General features: G+C 51.8%; 20 protein-coding genes. All 20 read left to right on the forward strand.

The window, feature by feature from the left end:
• The 20 genes from HMPREF2959_RS02460 to acnD all read left to right on the forward strand — a co-directional run bounded on the left by HMPREF2959_RS02460 (position 1) and on the right by acnD (position 23,773).
• Entirely contained in the window at positions 1-1,647 is a 1,647-nt protein-coding gene (locus HMPREF2959_RS02460) for a phosphoethanolamine transferase family protein (protein WP_002220365.1), read from the forward strand.
• A gap of 124 nt (positions 1,648-1,771) precedes the next feature.
• Complete coding sequence (gene murF / locus HMPREF2959_RS02465) at positions 1,772-3,130, forward strand: UDP-N-acetylmuramoyl-tripeptide--D-alanyl-D-alanine ligase (RefSeq protein WP_002241118.1); 1,359 nt, start codon at positions 1,772-1,774, stop codon at positions 3,128-3,130.
• Between the two features lie 2 nt (positions 3,131-3,132).
• Positions 3,133-3,309, forward strand: a complete 177-nt coding sequence (locus tag HMPREF2959_RS02470) for a hypothetical protein (protein WP_002220367.1) — start codon at positions 3,133-3,135, stop codon at positions 3,307-3,309.
• Between the two features lie 232 nt (positions 3,310-3,541).
• On the forward strand, positions 3,542-4,624 hold the full coding sequence (gene mraY, locus HMPREF2959_RS02475) for a phospho-N-acetylmuramoyl-pentapeptide-transferase (RefSeq protein WP_070696343.1): 1,083 nt from the start codon (positions 3,542-3,544) through the stop codon (positions 4,622-4,624).
• A 125-nt stretch (positions 4,625-4,749) separates the two neighbouring features.
• Positions 4,750-5,022 (forward strand): tetratricopeptide repeat protein, encoded by a 273-nt coding sequence (locus HMPREF2959_RS02480; RefSeq protein WP_002241119.1) that lies wholly within the window; start codon positions 4,750-4,752, stop codon positions 5,020-5,022.
• 84 nt (positions 5,023-5,106) lie between these two features.
• Entirely contained in the window at positions 5,107-6,462 is a 1,356-nt protein-coding gene (murD, locus tag HMPREF2959_RS02485; protein WP_002241120.1) for a UDP-N-acetylmuramoyl-L-alanine--D-glutamate ligase, read from the forward strand.
• Positions 6,463-6,641: 179 nt separating this feature from the next.
• The gene (locus tag HMPREF2959_RS02490) at positions 6,642-7,913 is read left to right on the forward strand and encodes an FtsW/RodA/SpoVE family cell cycle protein (RefSeq protein ID WP_002216528.1); all 1,272 of its coding nucleotides are present in this window, start codon (positions 6,642-6,644) and stop codon (positions 7,911-7,913) included.
• A 3-nt stretch (positions 7,914-7,916) separates the two neighbouring features.
• The gene (murG, locus tag HMPREF2959_RS02495; protein ID WP_070696346.1) at positions 7,917-8,984 is read left to right on the forward strand and encodes an undecaprenyldiphospho-muramoylpentapeptide beta-N-acetylglucosaminyltransferase; all 1,068 of its coding nucleotides are present in this window, start codon (positions 7,917-7,919) and stop codon (positions 8,982-8,984) included.
• Positions 8,985-9,137: 153 nt separating this feature from the next.
• Positions 9,138-10,547 carry a UDP-N-acetylmuramate--L-alanine ligase gene (gene murC / locus HMPREF2959_RS02500; RefSeq protein WP_002261557.1) on the forward strand — a complete coding sequence of 470 codons (1,410 nt, stop codon included), beginning with the start codon at positions 9,138-9,140 and terminating at the stop codon, positions 10,545-10,547.
• Between the two features lie 112 nt (positions 10,548-10,659).
• Positions 10,660-11,574, forward strand: coding sequence for a D-alanine--D-alanine ligase (locus HMPREF2959_RS02505; protein WP_002223420.1), 915 nt, complete (start codon positions 10,660-10,662; stop codon positions 11,572-11,574).
• Positions 11,564-12,292 carry a cell division protein FtsQ/DivIB gene (locus tag HMPREF2959_RS02510; protein WP_002218801.1) on the forward strand — a complete coding sequence of 243 codons (729 nt, stop codon included), beginning with the start codon at positions 11,564-11,566 and terminating at the stop codon, positions 12,290-12,292. The genes HMPREF2959_RS02505 and HMPREF2959_RS02510 overlap by 11 nt, the downstream gene beginning before the upstream one ends.
• A gap of 85 nt (positions 12,293-12,377) precedes the next feature.
• Entirely contained in the window at positions 12,378-13,622 is a 1,245-nt protein-coding gene (gene ftsA, locus HMPREF2959_RS02515; RefSeq protein ID WP_002216537.1) for a cell division protein FtsA, read from the forward strand.
• 118 nt (positions 13,623-13,740) lie between these two features.
• The gene (ftsZ, locus tag HMPREF2959_RS02520) at positions 13,741-14,919 is read left to right on the forward strand and encodes a cell division protein FtsZ (RefSeq protein WP_002212501.1); all 1,179 of its coding nucleotides are present in this window, start codon (positions 13,741-13,743) and stop codon (positions 14,917-14,919) included.
• Between the two features lie 138 nt (positions 14,920-15,057).
• Positions 15,058-16,368, forward strand: coding sequence for an NCS2 family permease (locus HMPREF2959_RS02525; protein ID WP_002212503.1), 1,311 nt, complete (start codon positions 15,058-15,060; stop codon positions 16,366-16,368).
• Between the two features lie 626 nt (positions 16,369-16,994).
• Positions 16,995-17,870, forward strand: a complete 876-nt coding sequence (prpB, locus tag HMPREF2959_RS02535; protein WP_002224930.1) for a methylisocitrate lyase — start codon at positions 16,995-16,997, stop codon at positions 17,868-17,870.
• Positions 17,871-17,955: 85 nt separating this feature from the next.
• On the forward strand, positions 17,956-19,110 hold the full coding sequence (gene prpC / locus HMPREF2959_RS02540) for a bifunctional 2-methylcitrate synthase/citrate synthase (RefSeq protein ID WP_002234567.1): 1,155 nt from the start codon (positions 17,956-17,958) through the stop codon (positions 19,108-19,110).
• 132 nt (positions 19,111-19,242) lie between these two features.
• Positions 19,243-19,425 (forward strand): hypothetical protein, encoded by a 183-nt coding sequence (locus HMPREF2959_RS02545; RefSeq protein ID WP_019742920.1) that lies wholly within the window; start codon positions 19,243-19,245, stop codon positions 19,423-19,425.
• Between the two features lie 99 nt (positions 19,426-19,524).
• Complete coding sequence (locus HMPREF2959_RS02550) at positions 19,525-20,295, forward strand: TauD/TfdA family dioxygenase (protein WP_019742919.1); 771 nt, start codon at positions 19,525-19,527, stop codon at positions 20,293-20,295.
• A gap of 5 nt (positions 20,296-20,300) precedes the next feature.
• Entirely contained in the window at positions 20,301-21,089 is a 789-nt protein-coding gene (locus HMPREF2959_RS02555; RefSeq protein WP_002222040.1) for a TSUP family transporter, read from the forward strand.
• Positions 21,090-21,166: 77 nt separating this feature from the next.
• Positions 21,167-23,773: a Fe/S-dependent 2-methylisocitrate dehydratase AcnD gene (gene acnD / locus HMPREF2959_RS02560; RefSeq protein WP_070696348.1), complete on the forward strand. Its 2,607-nt coding sequence runs from the start codon at positions 21,167-21,169 to the stop codon at positions 23,771-23,773.
• Positions 23,774-23,888 lie beyond the last annotated feature (115 nt).

The following is a 23,888-nucleotide window of genomic DNA, read 5'->3' on the forward strand; positions in this document are numbered from 1 at the left end:
ATGAAACAATCCGCCCGAATAAAAAATATGGATCAGACATTAAAAAATACATTGGGCATTTGCGCGCTTTTAGCCTTTTGTTTTGGCGCGGCCATCGCATCAGGTTATCACTTGGAATATGAATACGGCTACCGTTATTCTGCCGTGGGTGCTTTGGCTTCGGTTGTATTTTTATTATTATTGGCACGCGGTTTCCCGCGCGTTTCTTCAGTTGTTTTACTGATTTACGTCGGCACAACCGCCCTATATTTGCCGGTCGGCTGGCTGTATGGTGCGCCGTCTTATCAGATAGTCGGTTCGATATTGGAAAGCAATCCTGCCGAGGCGCGTGAATTTGTCGGCAATCTTCCCGGGTCGCTTTATTTTGTGCAGGCATTATTTTTCATTTTTGGCTTGACAGTTTGGAGATATTGTGTATCGGGGGGGGTATTTGCTGACGTAAAAAACTATAAACGCCGCAGCAAAATATGGCTGACTATATTATTGACTTTGATTTTGTCCTGCGCGGTGATGGATAAAATCGCCAGCGATAAAGATTTGCGAGAACCTGATGCCGGCCTGTTGTTGAATATTTTCGACCTGTATTACGATTTGGCTTCCGCGCCGGCACAATATGCCGCCAAGCGCGCCCACATTTTGGAAGCAGCAAAAAAAGCGTCAACATGGCATATCCGTCATGTTGCGCCCAAGTATAAAAATTATGTTGTGGTTATCGGTGAGAGCGCGCGTTCGGATTATATGAATGTTTACGGTTTCCCATTGCCCGATACGCCTTTTTTGAGTCAGACCAAAGGGCTGTTGATAAACGGTTACCAATCGACCGCCCACGCGACGAATCTTTCGCTGCCGCAGACTTTGGGGCTGCCGGGAGAACCGAACAATAACATCGTCAGCTTGGCGAAGCAGGCGGGTTTTCGGACGGCGTGGCTGTCTAATCAAGGAATGTTGGGGCATTTTGCCAACGAAATTTCCACCTATGCCCTACGCAGCGATTATCCGTGGTTTACCCAAAGGGGTGATTATGGCAAAAGCGCGGGGTTGAGCGACCGCCTTTTGTTGCCGGCGTTCAAACGGGTTTTGATAGGAAATGCAGGCACGAAGCCTCGGCTGATTGTGATGCACCTGATGGGTTCGCACAGTGATTTTTGCACACGTTTGGATAAGGATGCGCGGCGGTTTCAGTATCAAACTGAAAAAATATCCTGCTATGTTTCCACCATCGCGCAAACCGATAAATTTTTAGAAGATACAGTTAAGATATTGAATGAAAATAAAGAAAGCTGGTCTTTGGTTTACTTTTCCGACCACGGTTTGATGCATGTCGGTAAAGGCGGCGAGCGAACGTTGACACATGGTGCGTGGAAGCGTCAAAGCTACGGCGTGCCGCTGGTTAAAATTTCGTCCGATGATACGCGGCGCGAAATGATTAAAGTGAGGCGCAGCGCGTTTAATTTTTTACGCGGATTCGGCAGTTGGACGGGTATCGAAACCGACGAGTTGCCCGATGACGGCTATGATTTTTGGGGGAATGTTCCCGATGTGCAGGGCGAAGGCAATAACCTTGCCTTTATCGACGGACTGCCCGACGACCCCGCGCCGTGGTATGCGGGAAAAGGCAAATCGACTAAAAATACGTCTAAAAAATGATACGTACAGAAAAAATGCCGAATGAGAATGGGAAAATAATCTGTGTTTTACCACAGCAAAACAGGCGATAAAAAAATCAGCCGCTACCGATGTGTCCGCCGCCCGAATATTAACGAAAGTAAATATGAAACCACTGGACCTAAATTTCATCTGCCAAGCCCTCAAGCTTCCGATGCCGTCTGAAAGCAAACCCGTGTCGCGCATCGTAACCGACAGCCGCGACATCCGCGCGGGCGATGTGTTTTTCGCATTGGCGGGCGGGCGGTTTGATGCGCATGATTTTGTTGAAGACGTATTGGCTGCTGGTGCGGCGGCGGTTGTGGTTTCGCGCGAAGATTGCGTTGCAATGGATGGCGCGTTGAAAGTCGATGACACGCTTACCGCGTTGCAAATGTTGGCGAAGGCGTGGCGCGAGAATGTGAACCCGTTTGTGTTCGGTATTACCGGCTCGGGCGGCAAGACGACGGTGAAGGAAATGTTGGCTGCGGTATTGCGCCGCCGTTTCGGCGATAATGCCGTTTTGGCGACGGCAGGCAACTTCAACAACCACATCGGATTGCCGTTTACTTTGTTGAAATTAAACGAAAAACACCGCTATGCCGTGATTGAAATGGGTATGAATCATTTTGGCGAACTGGCGGTTTTGACGCAAATCGCCAAACCTGATGCCGCCTTGGTTAACAACGCCCTGCGTGCCCATGTCGGCTGCGGTTTCGACGGAGTGGGCGATATTGCCAAAGCGAAAAGCGAGATTTATCAAGGCTTATGTTCAGACGGCATGGCGCTGATTCCTCAAGAAGATGCCAATATGGCTGTCTTCAAAACGGCAACGCTTAATTTGAATACGCGCACTTTCGGCGTCGATAGCGGCGATGTCCACGCGGAAAATATCGTGCTGAAACCGTTGTCGTGCGAATTTGATTTGGTGTGCGGCAACGAGTGCGCAGCCGTGGTTCTGCCCGTTCCCGGCCGCCACAATGTCCACAACGCCGCCGCCGCCGCCGCGCTGTCTTTGGCTGCAGGTTTGAGTTTGAGCGATGTGGCGGAAGGTTTGGAAGGCTTCAGCAACATCAAAGGCCGTCTGAACGTCAAATCCGGCATCAAAGGCGCAACCCTGATTGACGATACTTATAATGCGAACCCCGACAGCATGAAAGCCGCGATTGACGTGTTGGCGCGTATGCCTGCGCCGCGTATTTTCGTAATGGGCGATATGGGCGAACTGGGCGAGGACGAAGCCGCCGCCATGCACGCCGAAGTCGGCGCGTACGCCCGCGACCAAGGCATCGAAGCGGCTTATTTTGTCGGCGACAACAGCGTCGAAGCGGCGGAAAAATTTGGCGCGGACGGTTTGTGGTTCGCCGCCAAAGACCCGTTGATTCAAGTGTTGAGCCACGATTTGCCCGAACGCGCCACCGTGTTGGTGAAAGGTTCGCGCTTTATGCAGATGGAAGAAGTGGTCGAGGCATTGGAGGATAAGTGAAAATGAAAAGCCGACGTTTTTTTAAAGCCTTATTGTTGATTGCCGCGCTGGTCGGCGCGTTTTATGCCGGAATGCAGACGCAGGCGTATCTTTATGAAGATTTATGTTTAGACTTGGGTGGCGGCAAAAATCCGGGGAGTTACCCGATTTGCGTGATTGAGAAAGTCCCTGCACGTTAATCTGCAAAAGCCGTCCGAAACCTTGCCGGGCGGCAAGCCAACCTCAAACGGGCGCAAGCCCGATGTATAGTGGATTAACAAAAATCAGGACAAGGCGACCGAAGCCGCAGACAGTACAGATAGTACGGGTGCTTCAGTACTTTAGAGAATCGTTCTCTTTGAGCTAAGGCGAGGCAACGCCGTACTGGTTTTTGTTAATCCACTATAACGACAAAACAAAAAAGGAAGCCCCATGTTTTTATGGCTCGCACATTTCAGCAACTGGTTAACCGGTCTGAATATTTTTCAATACACCACATTCCGCGCCGTCATGGCGGCGTTGACCGCCTTGGCGTTTTCCCTGATGTTCGGCCCGTGGACGATACGCAGGCTGACCGCGCTCAAATGCGGGCAGGCAGTGCGTACCGACGGCCCGCAAACCCACCTCGTCAAAAACGGCACGCCGACGATGGGCGGTTCGCTGATTCTGACCGCCATTACCGTGTCCACCCTGTTGTGGGGCAACTGGGCAAACCCGTATATCTGGATTCTCTTGGGCGTATTGCTCGCCACGGGCGCACTCGGTTTTTACGACGACTGGCGCAAAGTCGTCTATAAAGACCCCAACGGCGTGTCCGCCAAATTCAAAATGGTGTGGCAGTCAAGCGTTGCCATTATCGCCGGTTTGGCATTGTTTTACCTTGCCGCCAATTCCGCCAACAATATTTTGATTGTCCCGTTCTTCAAACAAATCGCCCTGCCGCTGGGCGTGGTCGGCTTTTTGGTGTTGTCCTACCTGACCATCGTCGGCACATCCAACGCCGTCAACCTCACCGACGGCTTGGACGGCCTTGCGACCTTCCCCGTCGTCCTCGTTGCCGCCGGCCTCGCCATTTTCGCCTACGTCAGCGGACACTACCAATTTTCCCAATACCTCCAGCTTCCCTATGTCGTCGGCGCGAACGAAGTCGCTATATTCTGCACCGCCATGTGCGGCGCGTGCCTCGGTTTCTTGTGGTTTAACGCCTATCCCGCGCAAGTCTTTATGGGCGATGTCGGCGCATTGGCATTGGGTGCCGCGCTCGGTACCGTCGCCGTCATCGTCCGCCAAGAGTTTGTCCTCGTCATTATGGGCGGATTATTTGTCGTAGAAGCCGTATCCGTTATGCTTCAGGTCGGCTGGTATAAGAAAACCAAAAAACGCATCTTCCTGATGGCGCCCATCCATCACCACTACGAACAAAAAGGCTGGAAAGAAACCCAAGTCGTCGTCCGCTTTTGGATTATTACCATCGTCTTGGTGTTGATTGGTTTGAGTACCCTCAAAATCCGCTGAACCTATGCCGTCTGAACATCTTTCAGACGGCATTTGAACGCGCAATAAACCTGCGGCGACAATCCGCCCAGCCCTATCGTTAACGGCGGCTGAAACCCGCCTTATACTAAAACAGAAGTAAAACCATGAAACAGACAGTCAAATGGCTTGCCGCCGCCCTGATTGCCTTGGGCTTGAACCAAGCGGTGTGGGCGGATGACGTATCGGATTTTCGGGAAAACTTGCAGGCGGCAGAGCAGGGAAATGCAGCAGCCCAATACAATTTGGGCGCAATGTATTACAAAGGACGCGGCGTGCGCCAAGACCTTGTGCTCGCTCAAGAATGGCTTGGCAAGGCGTGTCAAAACGGAAACCAAGACGGCTGCAACAATGACCAACGCCTGAAGGCGGGTTATTGAACAGCTCGCAATGCCGTCTGAAAGCGGCTTGAGCAGGAGCAGACATCTTCCTGCCCAATATGATTTGTTTTAGGACAAACCAAAATGACTTTCCAAAACAAAAAAATCCTCGTCGCCGGACTTGGCGGCACGGGTATTTCCATGATTGCCTACTTGCGCAAAAACGGCGCGGAGGTTGCCGCTTATGATGCGGAGCTGAAGCCGGAATGCGTGTCGCAAATCGGTAAGATGTTTGACGGGCTGGTGTTTTATACAGGCCGTCTGAAAGATGCGCTGGATAATGGTTTCGATATTCTGGCGCTTAGTCCCGGCATCAGCGAGCGGCAGCCGGATATTGAGGCCTTTAAGCGAAACGGCGGGCGCGTGTTGGGCGACATCGAATTGCTGGCGGACATTGTGAACCGCCGGGGCGACAAGGTGATTGCGATTACGGGCAGCAACGGCAAAACCACGGTAACGAGCCTGGTCGGCTATCTTTGCATCAAGTGCGGGCTGGATACCGTCATCGCGGGCAATATCGGCACGCCGGTTTTGGAGGCGGAATGGCAGCGTGAAGGCAAAAAGGCGGACGTGTGGGTGTTGGAGCTTTCCAGCTTCCAACTGGAAAACACCGAAAGCCTGTGCCCGACTGCGGCGACGGTGCTGAACATTTCCGAAGACCATCTCGACCGCTACGACGACTTGCTCGACTACGCGCATACCAAAGCCAAGATTTTCCGTGGCGATGGCGTGCAGGTTTTGAATGCGGACGATGCGTTCTGTCGTGCGATGAAGCGCGCCGGGCGCGAGGTGAAATGGTTTTCCTTGGAACATAAAGCCGATTTTTGGTTGGATAAGGAAGGCAGCACCACGGGCGGGCTTCGCACTCTGAAACAAGGCAATGAAGATTTGATTGCCACACAAGACATTCCGTTACAAGGCTTGCACAATGCCGCCAATATTATGGCTGCCGTGGCTTTGTGTGAGGCTATCGGTTTGCCGCGCGAAGCATTGCTCGAACACGTCAAAACCTTCCAAGGCCTGCCGCACCGCGTGGAAAAAATCGGCGAGAAAAACGGCGTGGTGTTCATCGACGACAGCAAAGGCACGAACGTCGGCGCGACTGCCGCCGCGATTGCCGGTTTGCAAAATCCGCTCTTCGTGATTTTGGGCGGTATGGGCAAAGGGCAGGACTTCACGCCCCTGCGCGACGCGCTTGCCGGTAAGGCAAAAGGCGTGTTCCTGATCGGTGTCGATGCGCCGCAAATCCGCCGCGATTTGGATGGCTGCGGTCTGAATATGACCGACTGCGCCACTTTGGAAGAAGCCGTTCAGACGGCATATTCGCAAGCCGAAGCGGGCGATATCGTGCTGCTCAGCCCCGCCTGCGCGAGTTTCGATATGTTTAAAGGCTACGCGCACCGTTCGGAAGTGTTTATCGAAGCGTTTAAGGCTTTGTGATGCCGTCTGAAATGCAAACGCCGTCATTGTTGGGCGGCAAGTAAAGATTTAGAATATTGATTGGGGATGTATCGCATGTTCGGACGGCATTATCTGCCGTCTGAAATTTTTGCCCTTTGCGGCAGATGCAAACAGAATGACAGGTGGTTTTTTTGAAGATTTCGGACATATTGGTAAAGGTGGGCGACGGTGTCCACACTCTGCTGCTCGACAGGCCGATTGTGCGCGACGGCAGGAAATTCGACGCGCCGCTTTTGTGGATGGTGGTGCTGATGACGGCGTTCAGCCTGCTGATGATTTATTCGGCTTCTGTGTATTTGGCATCAAAAGAAGGCGGCGATCAGTTTTTCTATTTGACCAGACAGGCGGGGTTCGTCGTTGCCGGCTTGATAGCGAGCGGTTTTTTATGGTTTCTTTGCAGGATGAGGACATGGCGGCGGCTTGTGCCGTGGATTTTTGCCTTATCCGGCCTGTTGCTGGTAGTCGTATTGATTGCCGGGCGCGAAATCAATGGCGCGACCCGTTGGATACCTTTGGGTCCGTTGAATTTCCAGCCGACCGAGCTGTTCAAGCTGGCGGTCATCCTTTATTTGGCAAGCCTGTTCACGCGCCGTGAAGAAGTGTTGCGCAGCATGGAAAGTTTGGGTTGGCAGTCGATTTGGCGGGGGACGGCCAATCTGATCATGTCCGCCACCAATCCGCAGGCACGTCGTGAAACATTAGAAATGTACGGCCGTTTCCGGGCGATCATCCTGCCGATTATGCTGGTGGCGTTCGGTTTGGTGCTGATAATGGTACAGCCGGATTTCGGTTCGTTTGTCGTCATTACCGTCATTGCCGTTGGAATGCTGTTTTTGGCAGGATTGCCGTGGAAATATTTTTTCGTCCTGGTAGGCAGCGTCTTGGGCGGGATGGTGCTGATGATTACCGCCGCTCCCTACCGTGTGCAGCGGGTAGTGGCATTTTTGGACCCGTGGAAAGACCCTCAGGGTGCCGGCTACCAGCTTACCCACTCTCTGATGGCAATCGGGCGCGGAGAGTGGTTCGGTATGGGTTTGGGTGCGAGTTTGAGCAAACGCGGCTTTCTGCCGGAAGCGCATACCGATTTTATTTTTGCCATCATCGCCGAAGAATTCGGTTTCTTCGGTATGTGCGTGCTGATATTCTGTTACGGCTGGCTGGTGGTGCGGGCGTTTTCCATCGGCAAGCAGTCGCGCGATTTGGGTTTGACTTTCAACGCCTATATCGCTTCGGGTATCGGCATTTGGATCGGTATCCAAAGTTTCTTCAATATCGGTGTGAACATCGGTGCTTTGCCGACCAAAGGTCTGACGCTGCCGTTGATGTCCTATGGCGGTTCGTCAGTCTTTTTCATGCTGATCAGCATGATGCTGCTGTTGCGTATAGATTATGAAAACCGCCGGAAAATGCGCGGTTATCGGGTGGAGTAAATCATGGGCGGTAAAACCTTTATGCTGATGGCGGGCGGAACGGGCGGACACATTTTCCCCGCGCTGGCGGTGGCGGATTCGTTGCGCGCGCGCGGCCATCATGTGATTTGGCTGGGCAGCAAGGATTCGATGGAAGAGCGTATCGTGCCGCAATACGGCATACGCTTGGAAACGCTGGCGATTAAAGGCGTGCGCGGCAACGGCATCAAACGCAAACTGATGCTGCCGTTTACTTTGTATCAAACCGTCCGCGAAGCGCAGCGGATTATCCGCAAACACCGTGTCGAGTGCGTCATCGGCTTCGGCGGCTTCGTTACCTTCCCCGGCGGTTTGGCGGCGAAGCTATTAGGCGTGCCGATTGTGATTCACGAGCAAAACGCCGTGGCAGGTTTGTCCAACCGCCACCTGTCGCGCTGGGCGAAGCGGGTGTTGTACGCTTTTCCGAAAGCGTTCAGCCACGAAGGCGGCTTGGTCGGCAACCCTGTCCGCGCCGATATTGCCGGGCTGCCCGCGCCTGACGAACGCTTCCAAGGGCGCGAAGGCCGTCTGAAAATTTTGGTGGTCGGCGGCAGTTTGGGCGCGGACGTTTTGAACAAAACCGTACCGCAGGCATTGGCTTTGCTGCCCGACAATGCGCGTCCGCAGATGTACCACCAATCGGGGCGGGGCAAGCAGGGCAGCTTGCAGGCGGATTACGACGCGCTGGGCGTGCAAGCGGAATGCGTGGAATTTATTACCGATATGGTGTCCGCCTACCGCGATGCCGATTTGGTGATTTGCCGTGCCGGCGCGCTGACGATTGCCGAGTTGGCGGCGGCGGGATTGGGTGCGTTGCTCGTTCCGTACCCCCACGCGGTTGACGATCACCAAACCGCCAACGCGCGTTTTATGGTGCAGGCAGAAGCAGGACTGCTGTTGCCGCAAACCCAGTTGACGGCGGAAAAACTCGCCGAGATTCTCGGCGGCTTAAACCGCGAAAAATGCCTCAAATGGGCAGAAAACGCCCGTACTTTGGCATTGCCGCACAGCGCGGACGATGTTGCCGAAGCCGCGATTGCGTGTGCGGCGTAAACTGCCGAACCATGCCGTCTGAAAAGCCGTTCAGACAGCATGGATGTTTTTTATTTCAATCCGCTATATATTTGTCAGAAAACTATGGCGCGCAAACGGTCAGCCCTTTAAAATAACGCCTTTACGCATCGAAATCCACCGGAACGCAACATTATGATGAAAAATCGAGTGACCAACATCCATTTTGTCGGTATCGGCGGCGTCGGCATGAGCGGCATCGCCGAAGTCTTGCACAATTTGGGTTTTAAAGTTTCCGGTTCGGATCAGGCGCGAAATGCCGCTACCGAGCATTTGAGCAGCCTGGGCATTCAAGTTTATCTCGGTCATACCGCAGAACACGTTAACGGTGCGGATGTCGTCGTTACCTCTACCGCCGTCAAAAAAGAAAATCCCGAAGTTGTCGCTGCGTTGGAGCAGCAAATTCCCGTTATTCCGCGCGCCCTGATGTTGGCGGAGTTGATGCGCTTCCGTGACGGCATCGCCATTGCCGGCACGCACGGCAAAACCACGACCACCAGCCTGACCGCCTCCATCCTCGGCGCGGCAGGACTTGACCCGACTTTCGTTATCGGCGGCAAACTCAACGCCGCAGGCACCAACGCCCGCTTGGGCAAAGGCGAATACATCGTTGCCGAAGCCGACGAGTCGGATGCATCCTTTCTGCACCTGACACCGATTATGTCCGTCGTTACCAATATCGACGAAGACCATATGGATACCTACGGGCACAGCGTCGAAAAACTGCATCAGGCGTTTATCGATTTCATCCACCGTATGCCCTTCTACGGCAAAGCCTTTTTGTGTATTGACAGCGAACACGTCCGCGCGATTTTGCCCAAAGTGAGCAAACCTTATGCTACTTACGGTTTGGACGATACCGCCGACATCTACGCCACCGACATCGAAAACGTCGGCGCGCAAATGAAATTCACCGTCCATGTTCAAATGAAAGGACATGAGCAGGGGTCGTTTGAAGTCGTGCTGAATATGCCCGGCAGACACAACGTGCTGAACGCATTGGCAGCCATCGGCGTGGCGCTGGAAGTCGGCGCATCGGTTGAAGCGATCCAAAAAGGCTTGCTCGGCTTTGAAGGCGTCGGCCGCCGCTTCCAAAAATACGGCGACATCAAGTTGCCAAACGGCGGGACCGCGCTCTTGGTGGACGACTACGGACACCACCCCGTCGAAATGGCGGCGACCCTTTCCGCCGCACGCGGCGCGTATCCGGAAAAACGTTTGGTACTCGCCTTCCAGCCGCACCGCTATACCCGCACGCGCGATTTGTTTGAAGACTTTACCAAAGTCCTCAATACCGTTGACGCGCTGGTGCTGACCGAAGTTTATGCCGCCGGTGAAGAGCCGATTGCCGCCGCCGATTCCCGCGCTCTTGCCCGCGCCATCCGCGTGTTGGGCAAACTCGAGCCGATTTACTGCGAAAACGTTGCCGATCTGCCCGAAATGCTGTTGAACGTTTTGCAGGACGGCGACATCGTGTTGAATATGGGCGCGGGAAGCATCAACCGCGTCCCCGCCGCGCTGCTGGAATTGTCGAAACAGATTTGAGGCACACCCGCCTGACAGACGGAACATCATATAAAGGTCGTCTGAAACCGCAAATCAGGTTTCAGACGACCTCTGGCAACAAGCATAAAGCAATCAGGAAAGAACAAAAACAATGCAGAATTTTGGCAAAGTGGCCGTATTGATGGGCGGTTTTTCCAGCGAACGAGAAATCTCGCTGGACAGCGGCACCGCCATTTTGAATGCTTTAAAAAGCAAAGGCATAGACGCATACGCCTTCGATCCTAAAGAAACCCCATTGTCTGAATTGAAGGCACAAGGTTTTCAGACGGCATTCAACATCCTTCACGGTACTTACGGCGAAGACGGGGCGGTTCAGGGTGCATTGGAACTGTTGGGCATTCCCTATACCGGCAGCGGTGTCGCCGCATCCGCCATCGGCATGGACAAATACCGCTGCAAACTGATTTGGCAGGCATTGGGATTGCCCGTTCCCGAGTTCGCCGTCCTGCACGACGACACTGATTTCGATGCCGTCGAAGAAAAATTGGGCCTGCCGATGTTTGTGAAACCGGCGGCCGAAGGCAGCAGCGTAGGCGTGGTAAAAGTCAAAGGAAAAGGCCGTCTGAAAAGCGTTTACGAAGAATTGAAACACCTTCAGGGCGAAATCATTGCCGAACGGTTTATCGGCGGCGGCGAATATTCCTGCCCCGTCCTGAACGGCAAAGGGCTGCCCGGCATACACATCATTCCCGCAACCGAGTTTTACGACTACGAAGCCAAGTACAACCGCGACGACACCATTTATCAATGTCCTTCGGAAGATTTGACCGAAGCCGAAGAAAGCCTGATGCGCGAACTGGCGGTTCGCGGCGCGCAGGCAATCGGTGCGGAAGGCTGCGTGCGCGTCGATTTCCTCAAAGATACCGACGGCAAACTCTATCTGTTGGAAATCAACACCCTGCCCGGTATGACGAGCCATAGTTTAGTACCGAAATCCGCTGCCGTTACGGGCGTGGGTTTTGCCGATTTATGTATTGAAATTTTGAAGACCGCACATGTGGGATAATGCCGAAGCGATGGAACGGCTGACGCGCTGGCTGCTTGTCATGATGGCGATGCTGCTTGCTGCGTCCGGGCTGGTTTGGTTTTACAATTCGAATCATCTGCCCGTCAAGCAGGTGTCGCTGAAGGGCAACCTGGTTTATTCCGATAAGAAGGCATTGGGCAGTTTGGCGAAAGAATACATCCATGGGAATATTTTGAGGACGGACATCAATGGCGCACAGGAGGCCTACCGCCGGTATCCGTGGATTGCGTCGGTCATGGTGCGCCGCCGTTTTCCCGACACGGTTGAGGTCGTCCTGACCGAGCGCAAGCCGGTCGCGCGTTGGGGCGACCATGCCTTGGTGGACGGCGAAGGCAATGTTTTTGAAGCCCGCTTGGACAGACCCGGAATGCCGGTATTCAGAGGCGCGGAAGGAACGTCTGCCGAAATGCTCCGCCGTTATGACGAATTTTCGACTGTTTTGGCAAAACAGGGTTTGGGCATCAAAGAGATGACCTATACGGCACGTTCGGCGTGGATTGTCGTTTTGGACAACGGCATCACCGTCAGGCTCGGACGGGAAAACGAGATGAAACGCCTCCGGCTTTTTACCGAAGCGTGGCAGCATCTGTTGCGTAAAAATAAAAATCGGTTATCCTATGTGGATATGAGGTATAAGGACGGATTTTCAGTCCGCTATGCTTCCGACGGTTTACCCGAAAAAGAATCCGAAGAATAGTGGGAACAGGTATCGGACAGATTACGGCCGTGCCGTCTGAAACGGTGCGACGCAAATTTCAATCAGTTTTAAGAGCAGACGAACAATGGAACAGCAGCAAAGATACATCAGCGTACTGGATATCGGTACGTCTAAAGTCCTCGCACTGATCGGGGAAGTTCAAGATGACGACAAAATCAACATCGTCGGTTTGGGGCAGGCTCCTTCACGGGGCTTGCGCGCGGGCATGGTAACCAATATCGATGCCACCGTCCAAGCCATCAGGCAGGCGGTCAATGATGCCGAGCTGATGGCGGATACCAAAATTACCCACGTTACCACAGGTATCGCAGGCAACCACATCCGCAGTCTCAATTCGCAAGGTGTGGTTAAAATTAAAGACGGGGAAGTCACGCAGGCAGACATCGACCGCGCCATTGAAACGGCAAAGGCAATCAATATCCCGCCCGATCAAAAAATTCTCGATGCCGTGGTTCAAGACTACATTATCGACACCCAACTTGGCGTGAGGGAGCCCATCGGTATGAGCGGTGTGCGTCTGGATACGCGGGTGCACATCATTACCGGTGCAAGTACGGCAGTGCAGAATGTCCAAAAATGTATCGAGCGGTGCGGTTTGAAAAGCGATCAGATCATGCTTCAGCCGTTGGCAAGCGGGCAGGCGGTGCTGACTGAAGATGAAAAAGACCTCGGCGTATGCGTCATCGACATTGGTGGCGGAACGACCGATATTGCCGTTTATATGAACGGTGCCATCCGCCATACGTCCGTCATTCCGGCCGGTGGTAATCTGATTACCAAAGATTTGTCCAAATCGTTGAGAACACCTCTCGATGCCGCCGAGTACATTAAAATCCATTATGGCGTGGCATCATGCGATACGGAAGGCTTGGGTGAGATGATTGAAGTTCCGGGCGTGGGTGACCGGACATCGCGTCAGGTTTCCAGTAAGGTTCTGGCAGCAATCATCAGTGCACGGATTCAGGAGATTTTTGGCGTAGTGCTGGGCGAGCTGCAAAAATCGGGTTTCCCCAAAGAAGTGCTGAATGCGGGTATCGTTCTGACCGGCGGTGTGTCCATGATGACCGGGATTGTGGAATTTGCCGAAAAAATCTTCGATTTGCCTGTACGCACCGGTGCACCCCAAGAAATGGGCGGTTTGTCCGACCGCGTCCGCACACCGCGCTTTTCTACCGCCATCGGGCTGCTTCATGCAGCATGCAAGCTGGAAGGAAACTTGCCGCAGCCGGAAAACGGTGCAGTGCAAGAGAGGGAAGGGGGCGGCGGTTTGTTGGCAAGATTGAAACGGTGGATTGAAAACAGCTTCTGAACAGGTGGATTGCCGTTTGACAGGTGAGAAGTATTTTGCCAGCAGCAAGATACTTCTTATATAATGAATAATAATTTATTTAAACCGTCCTCTGAATGGGGCGAGCAGGAGTTTTTGAATGGAATTTGTTTACGACGTGGCAGAATCGGCAGTCAGCCCTGCGGTGATTAAAGTAATCGGCTTGGGCGGCGGCGGTTGCAATGCAATCAATAACATGGTTGCCAACAATGTGCGCGGTGTGGAGTTTATCAGTGCCAATACGGATGCGCAGTCTCTGGCAAAAAACCATGCGGCGAAGAGAATCCAGTTGGGTACGAATCTGACACGCGGTTTGGGCGCGGGCGCGAATCCCGATATCGGCCGTGCGGCAGCCCAGGAAGACCGGGAAGCCATTGAAGAAGCCATTCGCGGTGCGAATATGCTGTTTATCACGACCGGTATGGGCGGCGGTACCGGTACCGGTTCCGCGCCGGTTGTTGCTGAGATTGCCAAGTCTTTGGGCATTCTGACCGTTGCCGTGGTTACCCGACCGTTCGCATATGAAGGTAAGCGCGTCCATGTCGCACAGGCAGGGTTGGAACAGTTGAAAGAACACGTCGATTCGCTGATCATCATCCCGAACGACAAACTGATGACTGCATTGGGTGAAGACGTAACGATGCGCGAAGCCTTCCGTGCCGCCGACAATGTATTGCGCGATGCGGTCGCAGGCATTTCCGAAGTGGTAACTTGCCCGAGCGAAATCATCAACCTCGACTTTGCCGACGTGAAAACCGTGATGAGCAACCGCGGTATCGCTATGATGGGTTCGGGTTATGCCCAAGGTATCGACCGTGCGCGTATGGCGACCGACCAGGCCATTTCCAGTCCGCTGCTGGACGATGTAACCTTGGACGGAGCGCGCGGTGTGCTGGTCAATATTACGACTGCTCCGGGTTGCTTGAAAATGTCCGAGTTGTCCGAAGTCATGAAAATCGTCAACCAGAGCGCGCATCCCGATTTGGAATGCAAATTCGGTGCGGCTGAAGACGAGACCATGAGCGAAGATGCCATCCGGATTACCATTATCGCTACCGGTCTGAAAGAAAAAGGCGCGGTCGATTTTGTTCCGGCAAGGGAGGTAGAAGCGGTTGCCCCGTCCAAACAGGAGCAAAGCCATAATGTCGAAGGTATGATCCGCACCAATCGCGGTATCCGCACGATGAACCTTACCGCTGCGGATTTCGACAATCAGTCCGTACTTGACGACTTTGAAATCCCTGCGATTTTGCGTCGTCAACACAATTCAGACAAATAATGTGCTGTTTGCCCGTAAACCTGCTGCCTCCCGAATCGGTTTGTCCGGTTTGGGAGGTATGTTTTTCAAGATGTTGCAATTTCGTACGGTTTGCGGTCGGCGGATTCAGATTTTTCCACTTGATACAGACTTTCAGATATGGACACTTCAAAACAAACACTGTTGGACGGGATTTTTAAGCTGAAGGCAAACGGTACGACGGTGCGTACCGAGTTGATGGCGGGTTTGACAACTTTTTTGACGATGTGCTACATCGTTATCGTCAACCCTCTGATTTTGGGCGAGACCGGCATGGATATGGGGGCGGTATTCGTCGCTACCTGTATCGCGTCTGCCATCGGCTGTTTTGTTATGGGTTTTGTCGGCAACTATCCGATTGCACTCGCACCGGGGATGGGGCTGAATGCCTATTTCACCTTTGCCGTCGTTAAGGGTATGGGCGTGCCTTGGCAGGTTGCGTTGGGTGCGGTGTTCATCTCCGGTCTGATTTTCATCCTGTTCAGCTTTTTTAAAGTCAGGGAAATGCTGGTCAACGCACTGCCTATGGGTTTGAAAATGTCGATTGCTGCCGGTATCGGTTTGTTTTTGGCACTGATTTCCCTGAAAGGCGCAGGCATTATCGTTGCCAATCCGGCAACCTTGGTCGGTTTGGGCGATATTCATCAGCCGTCCGCGTTGTTGGCACTGTTCGGTTTTGCTATGGTGGTCGTATTGGGACATTTCCGCGTTCAAGGCGCAATCATCATCACCATTTTGACGATTACCGTCATTGCCAGCCTGATGGGTTTGAATGAATTTCACGGCATCATCGGCGAAGTACCGAGCATTGCGCCGACTTTTATGCAGATGGATTTTGAAGGCCTGTTTACCGTCAGCATGGTCAGTGTGATTTTCGTCTTCTTCTTGGTCGATCTGTTCGACAGTACCGGAACGCTGGTCGGCATATCCCACCGTGCCGGGCTGCTGGTGGACGGTAAGCTGCCCCGCCTGAAACGCGCACTGCTTGCAGACTCTACCGCCATTGTGGCAGGTGCGGCTTTGGGTACTTCTTCCACCACGCCTTATGTGGAAAGCGCGGCGGGCGTATCGGCAGGCGGACGGACCGGCCTGACGGCGGTTACCGTCGGCGTATTGATGCTCGCCTGCCTGATGTTTTCACCTTTGGCGAAAAGTGTTCCCGCTTTTGCCACCGCGCCCGCCCTGCTTTATGTCGGCACGCAGATGCTCCGCAGTGCGAGGGATATTGATTGGGACGATATGACGGAAGCCGCACCCGCATTCCTGACCATTGTCTTCATGCCGTTTACCTATTCGATTGCAGACGGCATCGCCTTCGGCTTCATCAGCTATGCCGTGGTTAAACTTTTATGCCGCCGCACCAAAGACGTTCCGCCTATGGTATGGATTGTTGCTGTATTGTGGGCACTGAAATTCTGGTATTTGGGCTGATTGATTCGATATTAAAAATGCCGTCTGAAAGGTTTTCAGACGGCATTTTGTTTGCCGGTATATTAAATTTTTATTAAATTAAATAAAAATCAAATACATAATAAAATACATCGGATTGCTTAAAAATAATACATTGTTTTTATGTATAAAATATTTTATAAGTTTTCAGGATTTTGATTATCAAAAATTTTTCTTGATTTCCTGACAATTTTATTGAAACAAATAATTCAAAATTAATCTAGTTTAATCATGGAATTAAAATAAAATATTAAAATTATGTAATGAGTCTCCTTAAAAATGTTTGACATTTTCAGTCTTGTGTTTTAGATTAGCGAAAAAATAAAACTACACAATACTACAAAGGAACATTACTATGAAACCAATTCAGATGTTTTCCCCTTTTCTGAATAATCCCCTTGTTTTCTTCTTGTCTGCGGTTTTGCCGCATAATTCCGAACGGTCTGCTGTTTTTCTTTGATTCGTTTTAAATATCAATAAGATAATTGTTCCCATATATTTTTAATGATTGGATTGGGATGCCCGACGCGTCGGATGGCTGTGTTTTGCCGTCCGAATGTGATGGAAGCCTGTCCATACTGAAAAAAAGTCTATAAAGGAGAAATATGATGAGTCAACACTCTGCCGGAGCACGTTTCCGCCAAGCCGTGAAAGAATCGAATCCGCTTGCCGTCGCCGGTTGCGTCAATGCTTATTTTGCACGATTGGCCACCCAAAGCGGTTTCAAAGCCATCTATCTGTCCGGCGGCGGCGTGGCAGCCTGCTCTTGCGGTATCCCTGATTTGGGCATTACCACAATGGAAGATGTGCTGATCGACGCACGACGCATTACGGACAACGTGGATACGCCTTTGCTGGTGGACATCGATGTGGGTTGGGGCGGTGCATTCAATATTGCCCGTACCATTCGCAACTTTGAACGCGCCGGTGTTGCAGCGGTTCACATCGAAGATCAGGTAGCGCAAAAACGCTGCGGCCACCGTCCGAACAAAGCCATTGTATCTAAAGATGAAATGGTCGACCGTATCAAAGCTGCCGTAGATGCGCGCGTTGATGAGAACTTCGTGATTATGGCGCGTACCGATGCGCTGGCGGTAGAAGGTTTGGATGCCGCTATCGAACGCGCCCAAGCTTGTGTCGAAGCCGGTGCGGACATGATTTTCCCTGAAGCCATGACCGATTTGAACATGTACCGCCAATTTGCAGATGCGGTGAAAGTGCCCGTGTTGGCGAACATTACCGAGTTTGGTTCCACTCCGCTTTATACCCAAAGCGAGCTGGCTGAAAACGGCGTGTCGCTGGTGCTGTATCCGCTGTCATCGTTCCGTGCAGCAAGCAAAGCCGCTCTGAATGTTTACGAAGCGATTATGCGCGATGGCACTCAGGCGGCGGTGGTGGACAGTATGCAAACCCGTGCCGAGCTGTACGAGCATCTGAACTATCATGCCTTCGAGCAAAAACTGGATAAATTGTTTCAAAAATGATTTACCGCTTTCAGACTGCCTTTCAACAAATCCGCATCGGTCGTCTGAAAACCCGAAACCCATAAAAACACAAAGGAGAAATACCATGACTGAAACTACTCAAACCCCGACCCTCAAACCTAAAAAATCCGTTGCGCTTTCTGGCGTTGCGGCCGGTAATACCGCTTTGTGTACCGTTGGCCGTACCGGCAACGATTTGAGCTATCGCGGTTACGACATTCTGGATTTGGCACAAAAATGTGAGTTTGAAGAAGTTGCCCACCTGCTGATTCACGGCCATTTACCCAACAAATTCGAGCTGGCCGCTTATAAAGCCAAGCTCAAATCCATGCGCGGCCTGCCTATCCGTGTGATTAAAGTTTTGGAAAGCCTGCCTGCACATACCCATCCGATGGACGTGATGCGTACCGGCGTATCCATGCTGGGCTGTGTTCATCCTGAACGTGAAGGCCATCCGGAAAGCGAAGCGCGCGACATTGCCGACAAACTGATCGCCAGCCTCGGCAGTATCCTCTTGTACTGGTATCAATATTCGCACAACGGCAAACGCATTGAAGTTGAAAGCGAAGAAGAGACCATCGGCGGTCATTTCCTGCACCTGTTGCACGGCAAACGCCCAAGCGAATCACACATCAAAGCCATGCACGTTTCACTGATTCTGTATGCCGAACACGAGTTCAACGCTTCTACCTTTACCGCCCGCGTGATCGCCGGTACAGGCTCTGATATGTACTCCAGCATTACCGGAGCAATCGGCGCGTTGAAAGGTCCGAAACACGGCGGCGCGAACGAAGTGGCTTACGATATTCAAAAACGCTACCGCAATGCCGACGAAGCCGAAGCCGACATCCGCGAACGCATCGGCCGCAAAGAAATCGTGATCGGTTTCGGTCATCCGGTGTACACCATTTCCGACCCTCGCAACGTTGTCATTAAAGAAGTGGCACGCGGTTTGAGCAAAGAAACCGGCGATATGCGCCTCTTTGACATTGCCGAACGTTTGGAAAGCGTGATGTGGGAAGAGAAAAAAATGTTCCCGAATCTGGACTGGTTCTCTGCCGTTTCCTACCAAAAATTGGGCGTACCGACCGCTATGTTCACACCGCTGTTCGTAATTTCCCGTACAACCGGTTGGAGCGCACACGTTCTCGAGCAACGCAAAGACGGCAAAATCATCCGTCCGAGCGCAAACTACACAGGTCCAGAAGATTTGGCGTTTGTGGAGATTGAAGAACGATAATTGAAGAATGCAATAGCAGTTTGTTCTTTATTTCGGTATGCAAAGCTGAGGATTTCAGACGACCTTGCCTTATTGGAAAGGTTGTCTGAAATAAGTTTAAAAATTTAACCTAATAAAAAGGGTATGTATTAAATGGATAAGTTTCAATCAATTATTAATTTAACTGCTGATGCTGCTTTGTTTGTTCAAAATAAAGCAACGGAAATCGCAACAATAGGTGGCTGTCAAGCAAAGGGAGTAAGAGAAATTGCAAGTAATGCAGGGAAAACCTTATTGGAAAAATATTTAAACTCAGAACAAAAGGATGAAATCTAGAAATTCATTCATTAAAAAACTTGTGTAGTTATTTTTAATAATCTTTATGATAAAAACATTGATAATTCAATAATTAGCATTCCAAGTTCTTTACCAAAAATGGAAGAGCTTGAAGAAAACTTAGAATGTTTGAAATTGGCTGCATCTAATCAGATTTTATTGGCAACAGTAGAGCAATTTGCATTTGCTTATAATATTGATAATCATGGGAAAATAATGAGACTTGTTGGTAATTTCAAGGGAGGTGGAGCAACAAAACTTGAAAATGAAGATGTTAGCAAAGTAGATAAAAGTTCACATTCAGGAATTGCATTAGGGGCGCATACTGAAGCTCCTTACCATGCGGCAACAAAGATTTTTAATAATCACTCCCCCGCACCATCATCTCTTGTTTTAACTGCAAGATACAATCCGCTATCAGAACCGACAACAGTAATTCCATTACAACCTATTTTGGAAAAGTTGCATTATTTGGATTTATTGGCATTAACGACAGAAAATTTTGACTTTACTCGTAGTGAGACGTTTACGTCAGGAAAAGGAACAGGGGGAAGTAAAGTATCTATACTTGAATTTAATAACGATGGAACTATTGGTGTTAAATATAACTCTTATAGATTTACTACTAATGTGCATGCACCCCAATCGGTTAAAGATGCTTTGAATAGATTTAATGAATTAATCAACAACTCTGAACAATATAAAATCAACTTACAACCAAACACTTGTATGATCATTAACAACACGTTGGCTTTGCATTGCCGTGATGTTATTCAAGATAACAGAAGATTGTTAATTCGTATTTTTGGATATAAAAATAATATTGAGTATATTTCTTTAGAAGATGATCCTGTATTGGCTCAAGGATAAGAAACATGGAAGATTTATATATAATACTCGCTTTGGGTTTGGTTGCGATGATTGCCGGATTTATCGATGCGATTGCGGGTGGGGGTGGTTTGATTACGCTGCCTGCACTCTTGTTGGCAGGTATTCCTCCCGTGTCGGCAATTGCCACCAACAAGCTGCAAGCAGCCGCTGCTACGTTTTCGGCTACGGTTTCTTTTGCACGCAAAGGTTTGATTGATTGGAAGAAAGGTCTCCCGATTGCGGCAGCATCGTTTGCAGGCGGCGTGGTCGGTGCATTATCGGTCAGCTTGGTTTCCAAAGATATTCTGCTGGCGGTCGTGCCGATTTTGTTGATATTTGTCGCGCTGTATTTTGTGTTTTCGCCCAAGCTCGACGGCAGTAAGGAAGGCAAAGCCAGAATATCTTTTTTTCTATTCGGGCTGACGGTTGCACCGCTTTTGGGTTTTTACGACGGTGTGTTCGGACCGGGTGTCGGCTCGTTTTTTCTGATTGCCTTTATTGTTTTGCTCGGCTGCAAGCTGTTGAACGCGATGTCTTACACCAAATTGGCGAACGTTGCCTGCAATCTTGGTTCGCTATCGGTATTCCTGCTGCACGGTTCGATTATTTTCCCGATTGCGGCAACGATGGCGGTCGGTGCGTTTGTCGGTGCGAATTTAGGTGCGAGATTTGCCGTCCGCTTCGGTTCGAAGCTGATTAAGCCGCTGCTGATTGTCATCAGCATTTCGATGGCTGTGAAATTGTTGATAGACGAGAGAAATCCGCTGTATCAGATGATTATTTCGATGTTTTAAACCCTTTCAGACGACCCCTTCAAAACGTCGGCTGAAACCTCAAACCACAAGAAAAACAGATCCCCAGGAGAACCGACATGGCTGCCAACCAACGTTACCGCAAACCGCTGCCCGGTACGGATTTGGAATACTACGACGCGCGTGCGGCGTGTGAGGACATCAAGCCCGGCTCTTACGACAAGCTGCCTTACACGAGCCGCATTTTGGCGGAGAATTTGGTCAACCGCGCGGACAAAGTCGATTTGCCGACGCTGCAAAGCTGGCTGGGTCAGCTGATTGAGGGAAAACAGGAAATCGACTTTCCTTGGTATCCGGCGCGGGTGGTGTGCCACGATATTCTGGGGCAGACCGCGTTGGTGGATTTGGCAGGTCTGCGCGATGCGATTGCCGAAAAAGGCGGCGATCCTGCCAAAGTGAATCCGGTGGTGCAAACCCAGCTCATCGTCGACCACTCTCTGGCCGTTGAATGCGGCGGCTACGACCCCGATGCCTTCCGCAAAAACCGCCAAATCGAAGACAGACGTAACGAAGACCGTTTCCACTTCATCAACTGGACAAAAACCGCATTTGAAAATGTGGACGTGATTCCGGCGGGCAACGGCATCATGCACCAAATCAATCTAGAAAAAATGTCGCCCGTCGTCCAAGTCAAAAACGGCGTGGCGTTCCCCGATACCTGCGTCGGTACTGACTCACATACGCCGCACGTCGATTCATTGGGCGTGATTTCCGTGGGCGTGGGCGGATTGGAAGCGGAAACCGTAATGCTGGGACGCGCGTCCATGATGCGCCTGCCCGATATTGTCGGCGTTGAGCTGACCGGCAAACGCCGGCCGGGCATTACTGCCACCGACATCGTGTTGGCACTGACTGAGTTCTTGCGCAAAGAACGCGTGGTCGGGGCATTTGTCGAATTCTTCGGCGAAGGTGCGAGAAGCCTGTCCATCGGCGACCGCGCAACTATTTCCAATATGACCCCTGAATTCGGCGCGACTGCCGCGATGTTCGCTATTGATGAGCAAACCATTGATTATTTGAAACTGACCGGACGCGACGACGCGCAGGTGAAATTGGTGGAAACCTACGCCAAAACCGCAGGCTTATGGGCAGATGCCTTGAAAACCGCCGTTTATCCGCGCGTTTTGAAATTTGATTTGAGCAGCGTAACGCGCAATATGGCAGGCCCAAGTAACCCGCATGCCCGTTTTGCGACCGCCGATTTGGCGGCGAAAGGGCTGGCGAAGCCTTACGAAGAGCCTTCAGACGGCCAAATGCCTGACGGTGCAGTGATTATTGCCGCGATTACTTCGTGTACCAATACTTCCAATCCGCGCAACGTTGTCGCCGCTGCGCTGTTGGCACGCAATGCCAACCGCCTCGGCTTGCAACGCAAACCTTGGGTGAAATCTTCGTTTGCCCCGGGTTCAAAAGTAGCCGAAATCTATTTGAAAGAAGCAGGCCTGCTGCCTGAAATGGAAAAACTCGGCTTCGGTATCGTTGCCTTCGCATGTACCACCTGTAACGGCATGAGCGGCGCGCTCGACCCGAAAATCCAGAAAGAAATCATCGACCGCGATTTGTACGCCACCGCCGTACTGTCAGGCAACCGCAACTTCGACGGCCGTATTCATCCGTATGCGAAACAGGCTTTCCTCGCTTCGCCCCCGTTGGTCGTTGCTTACGCGCTGGCAGGCAGCATCCGTTTCGATATTGAAAACGATGTACTCGGCGTTGCAGACGGCCGCGAAATCCGCCTGAAAGACATCTGGCCGACCGACGAAGAAATCGATGCCGTCGTTGCTGAATATGTGAAACCGCAGCAGTTCCGCGATGTGTATGTACCGATGTTCGACACCGGCAAAGCGCAAAAAGCACCCAGTCCGCTGTACGATTGGCGTCTGATGTCCACCTACATCCGCCGTCCGCCTTACTGGGAAGGCGCGCTGGCAGGGGAACGCACATTAAGAGGTATGCGTCCGCTGGCGATTTTGCCCGACAACATCACCACCGACCACCTCTCGCCGTCCAATGCGATTTTGGCCGTCAGTGCCGCAGGCGAGTATTTGGCGAAAATGGGTTTGCCTGAAGAAGACTTCAACTCTTACGCAACCCACCGCGGCGACCACTTGACCGCCCAACGCGCTACCTTCGCCAATCCGAAACTGTTTAACGAAATGGTGAAAAACGAAGACGGCAGCGTGCGCCAAGGCTCGCTCGCCCGCGTCGAACCCGAAGGCGAAACCATGCGCATGTGGGAAGCCATCGAAACCTATATGAACCGCAAACAGCCGCTCATCATCATTGCCGGTGCGGACTATGGTCAAGGCTCAAGCCGCGACTGGGCGGCGAAGGGCGTGCGGCTCGCGGGAGTGGAAGCCATCGCCGCCGAAGGTTTCGAGCGCATCCACCGCACCAATCTCATCGGCATGGGCGTCTTGCCGCTGCAATTCAAACCCGGCACCAACCGCCACACCCTGCAACTGGACGGCACGGAAACCTACGACGTTATCGGCGAACGTACACCGCGCTGCGACCTGACCCTCGTGATTCACCGTAAAAACGGAGAAACCGTCGAAGTTCCCGTTACCTGCCGCCTCGATACTGCAGAAGAAGTATTGGTATATGAAGCCGGCGGCGTGTTGCAACGGTTTGCACAGGATTTTTTGGAAGGGAACGCGGCTTAGAGGTCGTCTGAAAAGCAAGACGTAGCGTGGGTCGGGTTCAACATTTTGCTCATTCACGTAATTCTCGATATGGCAGGCATCTACTGTAAATCGTCATTCCCGCGCAGGCGGGAAT

This window comes from Neisseria sp. HMSC070F02, assembly GCF_001814225.1.
In the GTDB taxonomy this organism is placed as follows: Bacteria; Pseudomonadota; Gammaproteobacteria; order Burkholderiales; family Neisseriaceae; genus Neisseria; species Neisseria meningitidis.